This window comes from Pseudomonas sp. FG98 (genome assembly GCF_057808595.1).
The window spans coordinates 47696-61918 of sequence record NZ_JBMDIJ010000033.1 but is presented as its reverse complement, the minus strand read 5'-3'; the positions used below and the strand labels follow the sequence as shown (position 1 = coordinate 61918).

Below are 14223 nucleotides of genomic sequence, written 5' to 3'. Positions count from 1 at the left end.
TGGCGTTGTAGCCGGTGACTGTCAGGGTATTGCCCAGAGGAGTCGTGGCTGTTTGTGGGAAGGTGGCGGCTACACCACCGCTGATCACGTTGATACCGCCGACACTCAGGGTTTGCAGACCATCCGGAGCCGTCACGGTGAAGGTCCCGGTCTGGGTCAAAGCAGCCACATTCGGACTGCTGCCATCACCCAGATTCTTCTCGTAGACCGACAACTCCCCGCCAGCGTTATCAAGACCGGTAAGGGTCACCGGATCATTCAGGTTCTTGATATCCAGCACCAGATTCGCCGTGCTGGTATCGCCATCAGCATCCGTCAGCGTGTAGGTAAAGGTCTCGGTCCCCGTCCCACCACCGTGCAGGTTGAAGAAGTCCGGATCCGAAGGATTCAGCGTGTAGGTGTAGGAGCCGTCTGCGGCCAGGACCAAGGTGCCGTAGGTTCCAGTGAAGGTGCCGGCAACGATCGGTCCGGCAACACGGTCCGCCCCCTGGATATCGTTGGTCAGCACATTCCCGGTCAGTACCGTAGCGGCCTCGGTGGCCATCGAGGCATTGGTATCCGCAACAGCAGTAGGCACGTCATCGACGATCACCACATTCAGGTTGATGCTGTTGCTGCTGCCATCGGTATCGGTCGCCACCACGGTGAAGCTCTCACCGAGGTTGTTGGCACCGCCGCCCGCCGGGTGGGCTTCGTTGCCGAGCAGGGTGTAGCTGTAGGTGACCGTACCAGTGGCGGGGTCGTAGCTGGTTATGGTGAAAGTGTTGCCCAGCGGCGTGACTACCGATTGCACTGCAGTGTTCGCCACCCCGCCACTGACCACATTGATCCCGCCGATAGTCAGGCTTTGCAGACCATCCGCCGCACTGACGGTAAAGCTGCCGCTCTGGGTCAGGGCAGCGGCATCAGGGCTGCTGCCGCTGCCAAGGTTTTTCTCGAAGACCGTGATGACCCCGCCGTTGGCACCGACGCCGCCAAAGGTGACCGGGTCGTCGAGATTGGTGATGTTCAGCACCAGGTTGGCGGTGCTGGTGTCACCATCGGCGTCAGTCAGGGTGTAGGTGAAGGTCTCGGTCCCTTTGCCGCCGCCATGGAGATTGACGAAGTCCGGGTCCGACGGATTCAGGGTGTAGGTGTAGGAGCCGTCCGACGCCAGCACCAGCGTGCCGTAGGTGCCGACAAAGGTGCCGGGGATGATCGGGTTGGCGACCCGGTCCGCACCCTGGATATCGTTGGGCAGCACATTGCCCGTCAGCACCGTGGATGCCTCGGTGGCGATCGACGGGTTGCTGTCGTCCACCGCCCGCGGTACGTCATCGACGATGGTGACATCCAGGCTGCCGCTGGTAACGTCGCCATTGCTGTCGCTGGCCGACACCGGGATGCTCTCGCCCAGGGCGCTGCCGGCAGTGGTCAGGGTGTAGCTGTAGCTGACCACGCCGCTGGCCGCGTCATAGCCGGTGATGGTCAGGACGTTGCCAAGGCCGGTGGTAACGGACTGTCCTACACCGGTGACCGCCCCATTGGTCAATACATTGATGCCGCCGACATTCAGGTTGAGCACCCCGTCCGGCGCTACCACGCTGAAGCTGCCGGCCTGGGTCAACGCCGCCGTATCGCTGGCCGAACCCAGTGGCAGGTTGGACTCGCTGACCGAAATCTCGCCCCCTGTCACGTCCAGGCCTGTGAAGCTGATGGGGTTGTTGACGGCGGGAAGTTCGTCGTTGTGATCGATCAGTCCGACAAGCAAGTCAGGCAGTTCACCGGAGAACTGCAGTCCGACGGTAGGAAAACCAATCACCGGATCGACCCGCCCGCCCACCTCGGTGAGCAGGACAAAACTGTGCCCGCCGCCCAGGGCGCCGGGCGCCGCATTGCCCGGTCCGGCCGCAGTGGCCTCGGCATCCTGGGTCGGGTCGCCGCCGGCGGCGATGGCTTGCTGGAGCTTTTCCACCTCGGTCAGCTGCGCTTCGCTCGGGGTGATGACCTCAGGCGCCAGCACATGGGGAGCCTGGTTGGCCAGCAAGGCATTGGAAAGGCTAAGGCTGCTGTCGCGCCCCAGGGTCAGCTCTCCGCCATTGGCCAGGTGCACCGCCACCGCCCCTGTCGCGCCGGTTTCCAGTTGCTCACCGACGAACAGACGATCACCTTCGACCAACAACCGCCGGGTTCCATCAGCCTCGACCGCGAACACCTGACCGATCACCTTGCTGACCACACCGATTGACTTAGCCATCTAGCCACTCCTCTCCACTGCCGACGTTCTCTTGCAGGAAAGCCTGTGGTGTCTCGTGGGCGGACACCCGGAAAAGTGTCCGACTCGAAGTAGCTGCGACCGTCAAAGCCGTGGGTTTGTCATCAATCCCCGGGTGCCCGACGGTGATCGCCGCGGCGGAGTTGCAACGAGTACTGGCGAAAGGCAATACGCCAAAATTCTGTCGCCATATTTTTCGTTGCCCTACTCCCCTCCACTCCTTTCATGCCCTATGTCGAAAAACGACCTGAAAACTTTCTGGCGCCAGTAAAAAAGCGCCTCAGCGCCCGGTACACGCGGGCTGTGGGTTAAACAATGTGCTGGATTTCTTAGACCGCATAAGTTTTTTTTCGCATAACCCTTATGAAAATTTCTTCTTAGGTTTTCGCGCAAATGTTCTTAGCTCAGTTGTTACAAGCCTGAAACGGTTTGAACTCAAATTTTCGTCATTTTTTTGGCGATGCAAGACCCAAAAAAAGGAATCAGGGAGAAGTAACCCATGCGCGTTTTGAACCCCATCACCAGTGCAGTTTTACTGGCCATCGCCTGCGCCAATGCACAGGCCATGTCCCTGCAGGAGGCCGTGCAGAGCGCCGTGGATTACCACCCGGAAATCAAGGCCGCAGGCAGCAGTCGGCTGTCTGCCGATGAAGATGTGAAGCAGGCCAAGGGTGGCTACTACCCCAGCGTCGACCTGGTCGCCGGTTATGGCCGTGAACGTTCGGACAACTTGAATACCCGCGGGCTCAACCCCGACGGCACGCGTAACCACAACAAGGAAACGCTCAACTACACCCAGTCGGAATTGCGCCTGCGGCAAATGCTGTTCGACGGTTTCAATACCTCCAACGAAGTCGCTCGCCAGCAGGCCACGGCCACGTCCCGGGCCTACTACACCCAGGCAACGGCGCAGACCGTCGCGCTGCGGACCATCGAGGTCTATCTGGAAGTGCTCAAGCGTCGCGAATTGCTGAGCCTGGCGAAGAACAACCTCCAGGCACACCTGCGGGTCAACGATCAGATCGGCTTGCGCAGCGAGCGCGGCGTCGGCAGCACTGCCGACCTCGATCAGTCCACCGCCCGTCGCGCCCTGGCGGAGAACAATCTGTATACCGCCGAGGTAGATCTTCAGGACGCCGAGGCCAACTTCTATAGCGTGGTCGGCCGTACTCCCGATGAGCTGGAAAGCCCTGCATCGATCAAGGGCACGCTGCCTGCCAATCTGCAGGATGCGCGTACCGCCATGCTGCAGGACAACCCGTACCTGAAATCGGCCCAGGCCGATATCGAGGCCGCGGAGAAGCAATATGAAGTGGCCAAGTCGCCGTTCTATCCGCGCTTCGATGCAGTGCTGTCTACCAGCGCCAACAACAACATCGGTGGCGAAGAGGGCCATAGCAACAGTGACTGGCGAGCTGGCGTCGAAATGAACTACAACCTGTTCCGCGGTGGCACCGACAAGGCCCGGCTGCAATCCGATGCCTACAAGATCAACCAGGCCATGGACATCCGCAACAACGCCCTGCGCCAGCTCAACGAAGACCTGTCGCTGGCCTGGAACGCCTTCAACAACGCCACCAGGCAAACCCCGACGGCCAAGCAGTACGCGGAAACCACCACCCGGGTCCGCGCCGCCTACCAGGATCAGTTCGGCCTCGGCCAGCGCACCCTGCTCGACCTGCTGGACAGCGAGAACGAGCTGTACAACGCCAACCGGCGCTACGTCGAGGTGCGGTACACCGAGGAGTTCGCCGGTTATCGCCTGCTGGCCAACATGGGCGACCTGCTGACCAAGCAGAAGATTTCCCTGCCGCCGGAAGCCATTGCCCAGAGCGAAGTGCGTACCAACGTGCAGTTGCCTGAAATGCGTTGACACTGTTCCGCCACCTCGGCGGGAGGTAGGCCATTGTGACCAGCATGCAACCGGCGAGCTCGGCGGACCAACGCCAGAGTTTCGATGATCCGTTACTCGATGGGCTGTTGATTCTCTGCAAGCTTCACGGTTGCACGGCCAGCCGCGCCAGCCTGAGCAGCGGCCTGCCCCTGCCGCAGCAACGCCTCGACCTCGACCTGCTGCCCCGTGCGGCGGCCCGGGCCGGGTTGCAGGCGCGGCTTCTGCGCCGTGAGCTGGAGGCGATCTCCGCGCTCAACCTGCCGGTGCTCCTGCTGTTCAAGGATGGCCGCTGCGCGGTACTGCGGCGCTGGAAAGACCACGACCAGGCGCTGATCCTGCCCTGCGAAGCCGATGGCGGCGAGCAGTGGGTCAGCCGCGAGGAACTCGCCGAAGCCTACGCCGGCCACGCCCTGTTCGCCCGCCCCCGGCATGAACTGGAACAGCAGCGCGATCCGCTGGTGCCGCGAGTGCATGCCTGGTTCCGCGACACCCTGCGCCAATCCCGCTGGCTGTACAGCGATGCCCTGCTGGCCAGCCTGCTGATCAACCTGCTGGGCCTGATGGTGCCGCTGTTCGTCATGCAGACCTACGACCGCGTAGTGCCCAACCAGGCCACCTCGACCTTGTGGGTGCTGGTCATCGGCCTGCTGATCGGTACGCTGTTCGAGCTGGTGCTGCGGGTAGTCCGCGCGCACCTGCTGGACCAGGCCGGGAAGAAGACCGACATGATCCTCTCGGCGACCCTGTTCGAGCGCATCACCGGCATGTCGATGAAGGCCCGTCCGGCCACCATCGGCGGCTTCGCCCAGAGCATCCACGACTTCCAGGGCCTGCGCGAATTTCTCACCGCGGTGACCCTGACCAGCGTGATCGACCTGCCCTTCGTGGTCCTGATGCTGGCGGTGATCGGCCTGCTCGGCGGCTGGCTGGTACTGATCCCGCTGATCGCCTTTCCCCTGACCATCGTTTTCGCCCTGCTGATCCAGGTACGCCTGCGCGACACCGTGCAGAAGAGCCTGGCCCTCGGCTCGGTGCGCCAGGCGCTGCTGATCGAAACCCTCGGCGGCCTGGAGACCCTCAAGGCCTGCGGCGCCGAAAGCGAGCGCCAGTACCAGTGGGAAAGCACCCACGGCGCCCTCACCCAGCTCGACGCCCACGCCCGTCAACTCTCGGCCCTGGCCACCAACGGTACGCTGTTTATCCAGCAGTTCTGCGGCATGGCCACCATCGTCGCCGGGGTCTACAGCATCATTGCCGGCAACCTCAGCGTCGGCGCCCTGGTCGCCTGCTACATGCTCGGCAGCCGCACCCTGGCGCCGCTGGGGCAGATCGCCGGGCTGATCACCCGCTACCAGCAGGCGCAACTGACCATGCGCAGCACCGACGCGCTGATGGCCCTGCCCCAGGAGCGCCGCGCCGACCAGCAACCACTGGAACACACCCGCCTGCAAGGCGCGCTGGAGGTCAACCGGCTGACCTTCCGCTACCCCGGCCAGGCCTCGGCGGCATTGAACAGCATCAGCTTCAGCATCAAGCCGGGTGAACGCATCGGCATCATCGGCCGCAGCGGCTCGGGCAAAAGCACCCTGGCGCGCATGGTCATGGGCTTCTATGAACCGGACGATGGCCAGGTCCTGCTCGACAACCTCGACCTGCGCCAACTGGATATCACCGACCTGCGCCAGCAACTGGGCTACGTTGCCCACGACCTGCCGCTGCTGGCCGGCAGCCTGCGCGACAACCTGACCCTCGGCGCCCGCTATGTCAGCGATACGCGGATGCTCGAAGTCGCCGAACTGACCGGCGTCAGCGAGTTGGCCAAGCAGCACCCACGGGGCTTCGACCGGCCCCTCGGCGAGCGCGGCCAACTGCTCTCGGGCGGTCAACGCCAGGCCGTGCTGCTGGCCCGGGCGATGCTGCTGGAGCCGCCGATCGTGATCCTCGACGAACCCACCAGCCATATGGACAACAGCAGCGAAGAACAACTGCGCCAGCGTCTGCACGGCTGGATCGGAGGCAAGACCCTGCTGCTGGTGACCCACCGCACCTCGATGCTCAGCCTGGTGGACCGCCTGCTGGTGCTGGACAACGGCAAGATCGTTGCCGACGGGGCCAAGGATGCGGTCATCGATGCCCTGCGCAAGGGCCGGATCGGCCAGGCACTCTAAAAAAAGCACGACGCGGTCCCTGTGGGAGCTGGCTTGCAAGCGATTGCAATAGGGGATACACCACCGCTATCGCTGGCAAGCCAGCTCCCACAGGGACCGTGCTAGATGGGAGGCGCAAGCACCATGTCCTCGCTACGCAGCTACTTCAACAGCTTCAACAAGACCGCCGAACGCGACTATCTGCCGGACCTGGCCAAGGCCACCCTGCAGGACTCGCCACGCCTGTCGCGGCTCACCGTGTGGCTGGCAGCAGCGCTGCTGCTGGTGGCGCTGGTGTGGGCCAAATTCGCCGTGCTCGATGAAGTGACCACCGGCGAAGGCAAGGCAATCCCGTCGAGCAAGGTCCAGGTCATCCAGAACCTAGAGGGCGGCATCGTCACCGAGATCTTCGTCCGCGAAGGGCAGATGGTGAACAAGGGCGATACCCTGCTGCGTCTCGACGACACGCGCTTTCGCTCGAACAAGGGCGAGAGCGAAGCCGACCGCTATGCCCTCACCGCCCAGGTCGATCGCCTGGCGGCAGAGGCCGAGGGCAAGCCGTTCCAGGTCTCGGCCGAGGTGCGCAGCAAGGCGCCGCAGGTCGCAGAGGACGAGATGGCCCTGTATCAATCGCGGCAGCGCCGCCTGGGCAGCGAGAAACAGACCCTGAACGAACAACTGCGGCAGAAGACCCAGGAACTGGCGGAGTTCCGCTCCAAGCTGGAGCAGTACCGTTCCGGCCTGGCCCTGCTGCAACAGGAACTGGACATGTCGACCCCGTTGGTCAAGACCGGCGCTATCTCGCCGGTGGAGATCCTCCGTCTCAAGCGCAACGCCGTGGAAGCCCGCGGCTCGATGAACGCCACCAGCCTGGCGATCCCCCGGGCCGAGGCGGCGGTGGCGGAGATCAGGAGCAAGATCGAGGAAACCGACGCCAGCTTCCGCTCCGAAGCGGCCAAGGAACTCAACGAAAAACGCACCGACCTGTCGAAGATCACCGCCACCAGCGTCGCCATCGATGACCGGGTCAACCGCACCACGGTGGTTTCGCCGGTGCACGGCATCATCAAGCTGCTCAAGGTCAACACCATTGGCGGCGTGGTCCAGCCGGGCAGCGACATGGTGGAAATCGTGCCGGTGGAGGACAACCTGCTGATCGAGGCCCGGGTGCGGCCGCAGGACGTGGCCTTCCTGCATCCGGGGCAAAGCGCGATGGTCAAGTTCAGCGCCTACGACTACTCCATCTACGGCGGCCTGAAGGCCAGGCTGGAACTGATCGGCGCCGACACCATCACCGACGACAAGGGCAATGCCTTCTACATGATCCAGGTGCGCACGGAAAAGAATCACCTGGGCGGGGACAACAAGCCGCTGCTGATCATCCCGGGGATGGTGGCGACGGTGGATATCATCACCGGCGAGAAGAGCGTGCTGGACTACCTGCTCAAGCCGGTGCTCAAGGCGCGTACCGAGGCCTTGCGGGAAAGGTGAAGGCTGACGGCCTCATCGCCGGCAACGCCGGCTCCCACAGGTATTGCGTGCACCGCAAACCCTGTGGGAGCTGGCATTGCCAGCGATGAGGCCCGCAAAATCACCACCATTTACCGAAGGTGATTACGCTCGAACGTCTCCCGCCCCATCGCCTCGATCTGCGCCTCGATCAGCCTGTCGAACGGCCGCAACAGCTCATCGAATCGCCCTTCCCCCTCCAGCACATTCAAGGCCTGGGTGACTGCCTCGATGGTCGCCAGAGCTCCTTCTTCCGGCGCCTTGCGCAGCCGGTAGCGCGACGGCCGCACCTCGGCCAGGGTCACCCGCGGCAGCCCCTCCAGCAGCGGATTGAGATAGAGCAGCTTGCGCGCCTTGCGCCAGGTGCCGTCGGGCACGATCAGCAACCAGGGACGCGAATCCGCGTCTTCACCATAGGCCTGCAACGGCTGCGCTTCCTCGCCCGGAAACAGCAAGGCCACCCGGTAGCCGGGCGTGGCGATCAGTTGCGCAAGGTCGTCGAACACCTCCCCCACCCGCAGTTCGGCATTTCGCAGCCCCAGCGCCGCCAGTCGCGCCGTGTTCAGCGCATGACGCACTTCATCGGGATGCTGCAACAGCACCACCCGGGTACGACTTTCCAGCGACGGGATCGACGGGCAAAGGCAATGGCTTTGTGGGCGCAGGCAGCGCTCGCAGTGGATTCTGGACATCGGGTTCTCCTGGGGCGGAGAAGTGTGCCACAGCAGTCCCGGAAAGCACCCACATCCTTGTGGGCCGGCGATGAAGCTAACGGTTGAAGCGTTCGGCGAGGTCGTGCAGGTAACCGGCCATGCGCTCCAGTTCCAGGCTGATCTCAGCACCCTGCCGGGCCTGGCCGGCGCTGTGGTCGCAAAGCTGGGCAATGCGCACGATCTGCTGGTTGATGTCTTCCACCACATGACTCTGCTGCTCGGAGGCCGTGGCGATCTGCTGGCTCATGCCGGTGATGCGACTGACCGCCTCGCTGATCCCGCCAAGCGCCTGCTGCACCGCTTCGACACTGTGCACGCTGTCGCGGGAGATCTGCTCGCCCTTGCTGGCACTGCTCACCGCCCGGTCGGCACCGGCACGCAGCGAGGCGATGATCTGGTGGATCTCCTCGGTCGAGGCCCGGGTGCGCTGTGCCAGGGAACGGACTTCGTCGGCCACCACGGCAAAACCCCGGCCCTGCTCGCCCGCTCGTGCGGCTTCGATAGCCGCGTTGAGGGCCAGCAGGTTGGTCTGCTCGGCAATCGAGGTGATCACGTCCACCACGCTGCCAATGGACTGGGTCTGCTCGGCCAGGGCGTTGACCGCCTGGCCGATCTCGTGCACCGCCTCGGTCATGCTGCCCATCGCCTTCAGGCTCTGCTGCGCCAGGCTGCTGCCCTGGCGGGTCAGCTCATCGGCGTCGGACGCGGCATGGGCGGTGTTCTGCACGTTCTGGGTGACCTGCTGGATGGTCGCCGCCATCTGCGCCACCGCCGTGGCCGACTGGTCGGTTTCGCTGCGCTGGCGGTCAAGCGCCTGGGCCTGGGAGTCGGACAGGTCCGACGACTGCGAAGCCCGTGTCTTGACGCTGACACCGGCGTCCACCAGGCGCGTCAGTGCGGTCTGCAGGCGCGCCTCCTCGCTGATCATCGCCAGGTCCAGGCGCCCTTGCGGGCCGAGGTTGCGGCTGTAGGTCAGGGCCACCAGCGGGCTGGTGAAGGCCTTCGGGTGTTCGGCCAGGGTGCGATGGATGATCCGGTTGTGGCGACTCTCCATAAGAAACCAGGCCGCCAGCAGACTGGCCATGAGCAAGCCAAGGGCAGCGTACTGCGGCAAGGCCAGGTAGCCGAACACCGACACCAGCCCGGCCACCAGCAACGGCCAGCCATGCTCCAGCACATCCATGACCCGCGCAGCCAGGGGCGTCGGCGCACGGCCGGCGCGCAATCGTGCATACAGCGCCGAGGCCCGCCCAACCTGGTCACGGGTCGGCAGCGAGCGCACCGACTCGTAGCCACTGATTCGGCCGTTCTCGTAGATCGCCGTGACATAGGCGCTGACCCAGTAGAAATCACCGTTCTTCGCACGGTTCTTGACCACCCCCATCCACGGCTTGCCTTCCTTGATCGTCTCCCACATATGGCCGAACACCGCAGGCGGCATGTCGGGGTGGCGGACGATGTTGTGCGGTTGGCCGATCAATTCTTCGCGGGTGAAGCCGCTGATGGCGACGAATGCGTCGTTGCAATAGGTGATGCGACTGTTCAGGTCGGTGGTGGAGATCAGTCGCTGTTCCTGGGGGAAGGTTCTTTCATGCTCAGTAACGGGCAAGTTATTGCGCATCTTGCGATCCCTGCTGATGAGATGGATGGAAAGTTCATCACAGCAAGAAAAGGTCTAGCAGAGCATTCAACTGGATGGGGGCAACGGGCCAGTATTTTTACCATAGACACAAAGTATGAATGGCTACTGGCCATCATCAGCTTGGCGTCAACTGCGCACGAAGCAGGTCGCGGAAGGTCTGGATCAACGGTTCGCGGCTGCGCCCACGGCGGATGATCATGGAAAACGGCGCCTGGTAACCGAAGGTCGCCGGCGACAGCACCCGCAGGTCGCCCTTGTCGACCCAGGCCTGGGCATAGTGTTCGGGCAGATAGCCAATGTAAGCGCCGGACAGAACCAGAATCAGCTGCGCTTCCATACTCTCCACGGTTGCGGCGCTGTGCTTGAAACCATGCCGGGCCAGTTCCGCCTGGCTCCAGTAGCCACGGCCGACCATGCGCTGCTGGGTAATCACCTGCTCGGGGATGCGCCGCTCGTGGTACAGCGGGTGGCGATTGCTGCAATACAGCCAATGTTGCTCGCGGTACAGGGGCTGATAGACCAGCCCACTCATTCGCGTGGAGAAGGCGCCGATCGCCAGATCCAGGCGGTTATCCTGCACGCCCAGCTGCAACTCGTAGGGACTCGACACCGACAGGTGCAGGTGCACCGCCGGGTGTTCCAGGCTGTAGGCACCGATGGCTTCGGCCAGGGGCAAGGCACGGTCGCCGACGGTGGAGTCGATCACTCCGAGGTTGAGGGTGCCGCGCAGCTCGCCCTTGAGCGCTGCCGCGTATTGCTCGAAGCCGTCCAGCTCGGCGAGCAGGCGCAGGGTCTCCTGATGGAACAGTTCGCCCTTGCTGGTCAGGCTGAAACCGCCGCGACCGCGATGACAGAGGACGATGCCCAGTGCCCCTTCCAGCTGGCTCATGTAGGTGCTGATCGCCGAAGTGGACAGGTTGAGGTCGCGCTGGGCGTTGGCGAAGCCCTGATGGCGCACCACGCTGGCAAAGATACGCAGCAGCTTCAGATCGGGCAGGTTCGAGGCCATGGCAACGGGCGTCCGCAGGTCGGAAATCGGCACAGTCTAACCGTGCCTGAGAAGATAGTTCAGAAAAACCTGAACTAAGTATTTGCCTGTAGCGATTCTTCTACCGCACTACCTTTCGCAGACTAAGCCGCACAGCAACTGTTCCAGGACAATTGCGGCTGGCTGGCCGCTGTCGAGAACAGATATCAACAACTAGAACAATCGAATCGATGAGGCCCGAAACCGTGGACAAGATTCTTCACCAACCACTGGGCGGCAACGAAATGCCGCGCTTCGGCGGCATCGCTACCATGCTCCGCCTTCCTCACCTGCAAAGCCCTGCCGGTCTGGACGCCGCTTTCATCGGCGTGCCCCTGGACATCGGTACCTCCCTGCGTTCCGGCACCCGCTTCGGCCCGCGGCAGATCCGCGCCGAGTCGGTGATGATCCGCCCGTACAACATGGCCACCGGCGCCGCGCCGTTCGACTCGCTGTCGGTCGCCGATATCGGTGATGTGGCGATCAACACCTTCAACCTGCTCGACGCCGTGCGCATCATCGAAGAAGCCTACGACACCATCGTCGAGCACAATGTGATCCCCCTGACCCTGGGCGGCGACCACACCATCACCCTGCCGATCCTGCGTGCCCTGCACAAAAAGCACGGCAAGATCGGCCTGGTCCACATCGACGCCCACGCCGACGTCAACGACCACATGTTCGGCGAGAAGATCGCCCACGGCACCACCTTCCGCCGCGCCGTGGAAGAAGGCCTGCTCGATTGCGATCGCGTGGTGCAGATCGGCCTGCGCGCCCAGGGCTATACCGCCGAAGACTTCAACTGGAGCCGCAAACAGGGCTTCCGCGTGGTCCAGGCCGAAGAGTGCTGGCACAAGTCGCTGGAGCCGCTGATGGCAGAAGTCCGCGAGAAGGTCGGCGGCGGCCCGGTGTACCTGTCGTTCGACATCGACGGCATCGACCCGGCCTGGGCGCCGGGCACCGGTACTCCGGAAATCGGCGGACTGACCACCATCCAGGCGATGGAAATCATCCGCGGTTGCCAGGGCCTGGACCTGATCGGCTGCGACCTGGTGGAGGTCTCCCCACCCTACGACACCACCGGCAACACCTCGTTGCTCGGCGCCAACCTGCTCTACGAAATGCTCTGCGTGCTGCCCGGCGTAGCCCGTCGCTAAAGCCAAGGCAAGGACGGCAATCCGGCAGGAGCCATGACGGCGGCCCGCTTCACCACGGGCCGCGCTACTACGAAGAAAAGACCCGCGACGGCCTGCCGCGCGCGGGATCGATCTCACATAAAAAAGATAATTGGAGACACCCATGGCCTTGGACATATTCGTTGTACTGATATACGCCGCCGGCATGCTGTTGCTGGGCTGGTACGGCATGCGCCGCGCCAAGACCCACGAAGAATACCTGGTGGCCGGACGCAATCTCGGCCCGAGCCTGTACATGGGCACCATGGCCGCCACCGTGCTGGGCGGCGCTTCCACCGTCGGCACCGTAAAACTGGGCTACGTCCACGGCATTTCCGGCTTCTGGCTGTGCGCCGCGCTGGGCCTGGGCATCATCGCCCTCAACCTGTTCCTCGCCAAACCCCTGCTGCGCCTGCGCATCTTCACCGTGACCCAGGTGCTTGAGCGTCGCTACAACCCGATGGCGCGCCAGGCCAGTGCGGTGATCATGCTCGCCTACGCGCTGATGATCGGCGTCACCTCGACCCTGGCCATCGGTACCGTGCTGCAGGTGCTGTTCGAGCTGCCGTTCTGGGCGGCGATCCTGCTCGGCGGCGGCGTGGTGGTGGTGTACTCGACCATCGGCGGCATGTGGTCGCTGACCCTGACCGACATCGTCCAGTTCATCATCAAGACCGTGGGCCTGATGTTCGTCCTGCTGCCGATCTGCCTGTACCGCGTGGGCGGCTGGGACGAGCTGGTAGCCAAGCTGCCGGCGGCCAGCTTCAGCCTGACCACCATCGGCTGGGACACCATCATCACCTACTTCCTGATCTACTTCTTCGGCATCCTGATCGGCCAGGATATCTGGCAGCGGGTGTTCACCGCCCGTGACGAGAACGTCGCCAAGTACGCCGGCACCACCGCAGGCGTGTACTGCGTGATCTACGGTCTGGTCTGCGCGGTGATCGGCATGGCCGCCCATGTGCTGCTGCCTGACCTGGGCAACGCCAACAACGCCTTCGCCGCCATCGTCAAATCGGCGCTGCCGGACGGTATTCGTGGCCTGGTGATCGCTGCGGCCCTGGCCGCGATGATGTCCACCGCCAGCGCCGGTCTGCTGGCCGCGTCCACCGTACTCACCGAAGACCTGCTGCCGAAACTGCGTGGCGGCAAGCAGTCGAGCCTGGCGATCAACCGTCTGTTCACCCTGCTCACCGGCCTGGTCGTACTGGCCATCGCCCTGGTGGTGGAAGACGTGATCAGCGCCCTGACCCTGGCCTACAACCTGCTGGTGGGCGGCATGCTGGTACCGCTGATCGGTGCGATCTACTGGAAACGCGCGACTACCCGCGGCGCCATCGTCAGCATGACCCTGGGCTTCGTCACTGCCCTGGTGTTCATGATCAAGGACGGCATGGATGCGAACACGCCGATCTACTACAGCCTGGCCATCGGCCTGGTGAGTTTCGTGGTAGTGAGCTTGATGTCGCGTGCGGAAGTGAATGCGGCGAAGCTGGCTTGAGAAGCTGAACTGAAAAGGGCCTGCAGATAGCAGGCCCTTTTTCTTTGGCAGCTCTGGCCTCATCGCTGGCAAGCCAGCTCCCACAGGGACCGCGTGCACCGCTGACCCTGTGGGAGCTGGCTTGCCAGCGATAGAGCCCTACGGGTCAACACATGACCAACTGACCTCCTCAGCGCCGCGGCTGCCGCTTGCGCTTGTCTTCATCGGTCGGAATCGGTACCGGCTGCATCGGCGGGATCAGGCCCAGGGCGACCGCCAGGTCGTGGAGCCAGTTCATCATCAGGTCTTTCATGGCATCTCCCCCTTGAGGGTCATCGTCCAATCCACTTTGGCTACGATGTTTCGTAGCAATCATAGT

Annotated in this window: 9 protein-coding genes and 2 pseudogenes; 5 read left to right on the top strand and 6 right to left on the bottom strand. The window is 63.5% G+C overall.

What is annotated here, in order from left to right; all coding sequences use genetic code 11:
* A partial coding sequence (locus ACODSK_RS19040) for a retention module-containing protein (protein ID WP_489018220.1) occupies window positions 1-2236 on the bottom strand: 2236 nt, incomplete at its 3' end.
* A 517-nt stretch (window positions 2237-2753) separates the two neighbouring features.
* Here ACODSK_RS19040 and ACODSK_RS19035 point away from each other — a divergent pair.
* The 3 genes from ACODSK_RS19035 to ACODSK_RS19025 all read left to right on the top strand — a co-directional run bounded on the left by ACODSK_RS19035 (window position 2754) and on the right by ACODSK_RS19025 (window position 7786).
* Window positions 2754-4127, top strand: a complete 1374-nt coding sequence (locus ACODSK_RS19035) for a TolC family outer membrane protein (RefSeq protein WP_489018219.1) — start codon at window positions 2754-2756, stop codon at window positions 4125-4127.
* Between the two features lie 35 nt (window positions 4128-4162).
* Window positions 4163-6316, top strand: a complete 2154-nt coding sequence (locus ACODSK_RS19030; RefSeq protein ID WP_489018218.1) for a type I secretion system permease/ATPase — start codon at window positions 4163-4165, stop codon at window positions 6314-6316.
* A gap of 123 nt (window positions 6317-6439) precedes the next feature.
* Window positions 6440-7786, top strand: a complete 1347-nt coding sequence (locus ACODSK_RS19025) for an HlyD family type I secretion periplasmic adaptor subunit (RefSeq protein ID WP_489018217.1) — start codon at window positions 6440-6442, stop codon at window positions 7784-7786.
* Between the two features lie 110 nt (window positions 7787-7896).
* Here ACODSK_RS19025 and ACODSK_RS19020 read toward each other — a convergent pair whose 3' ends face one another.
* From ACODSK_RS19020 to ACODSK_RS19005, 4 genes and pseudogenes are all read right to left on the bottom strand, one after another.
* Entirely contained in the window at window positions 7897-8496 is a 600-nt protein-coding gene (locus ACODSK_RS19020) for a tRNA-uridine aminocarboxypropyltransferase (RefSeq protein WP_489018216.1), read from the bottom strand.
* Window positions 8497-8572: 76 nt separating this feature from the next.
* Window positions 8573-9547: pseudogene (locus tag ACODSK_RS19015) on the bottom strand (methyl-accepting chemotaxis protein); the annotation flags it as partial.
* A 309-nt stretch (window positions 9548-9856) separates the two neighbouring features.
* A pseudogene (locus ACODSK_RS19010) lies at window positions 9857-10138 on the bottom strand (PAS domain-containing protein); the annotation flags it as partial.
* 136 nt (window positions 10139-10274) lie between these two features.
* Complete coding sequence (locus tag ACODSK_RS19005; protein ID WP_489018215.1) at window positions 10275-11168, bottom strand: LysR family transcriptional regulator; 894 nt, start codon at window positions 11166-11168, stop codon at window positions 10275-10277.
* 224 nt (window positions 11169-11392) lie between these two features.
* Here ACODSK_RS19005 and speB point away from each other — a divergent pair, with 224 nt between their 5' ends.
* A complete protein-coding gene (speB, locus tag ACODSK_RS19000; RefSeq protein ID WP_489018214.1) occupies window positions 11393-12343 on the top strand; it encodes an agmatinase in 951 nt (316 codons plus the stop codon).
* Between the two features lie 142 nt (window positions 12344-12485).
* Window positions 12486-13865 carry a sodium:solute symporter family protein gene (locus tag ACODSK_RS18995; RefSeq protein WP_489018213.1) on the top strand — a complete coding sequence of 460 codons (1380 nt, stop codon included), beginning with the start codon at window positions 12486-12488 and terminating at the stop codon, window positions 13863-13865.
* 169 nt (window positions 13866-14034) lie between these two features.
* Here the strand turns inward: ACODSK_RS18995 and ACODSK_RS18990 are convergent, their stop codons facing one another.
* Entirely contained in the window at window positions 14035-14157 is a 123-nt protein-coding gene (locus ACODSK_RS18990; RefSeq protein ID WP_489018212.1) for a PA1414 family protein, read from the bottom strand.
* Window positions 14158-14223 lie beyond the last annotated feature (66 nt).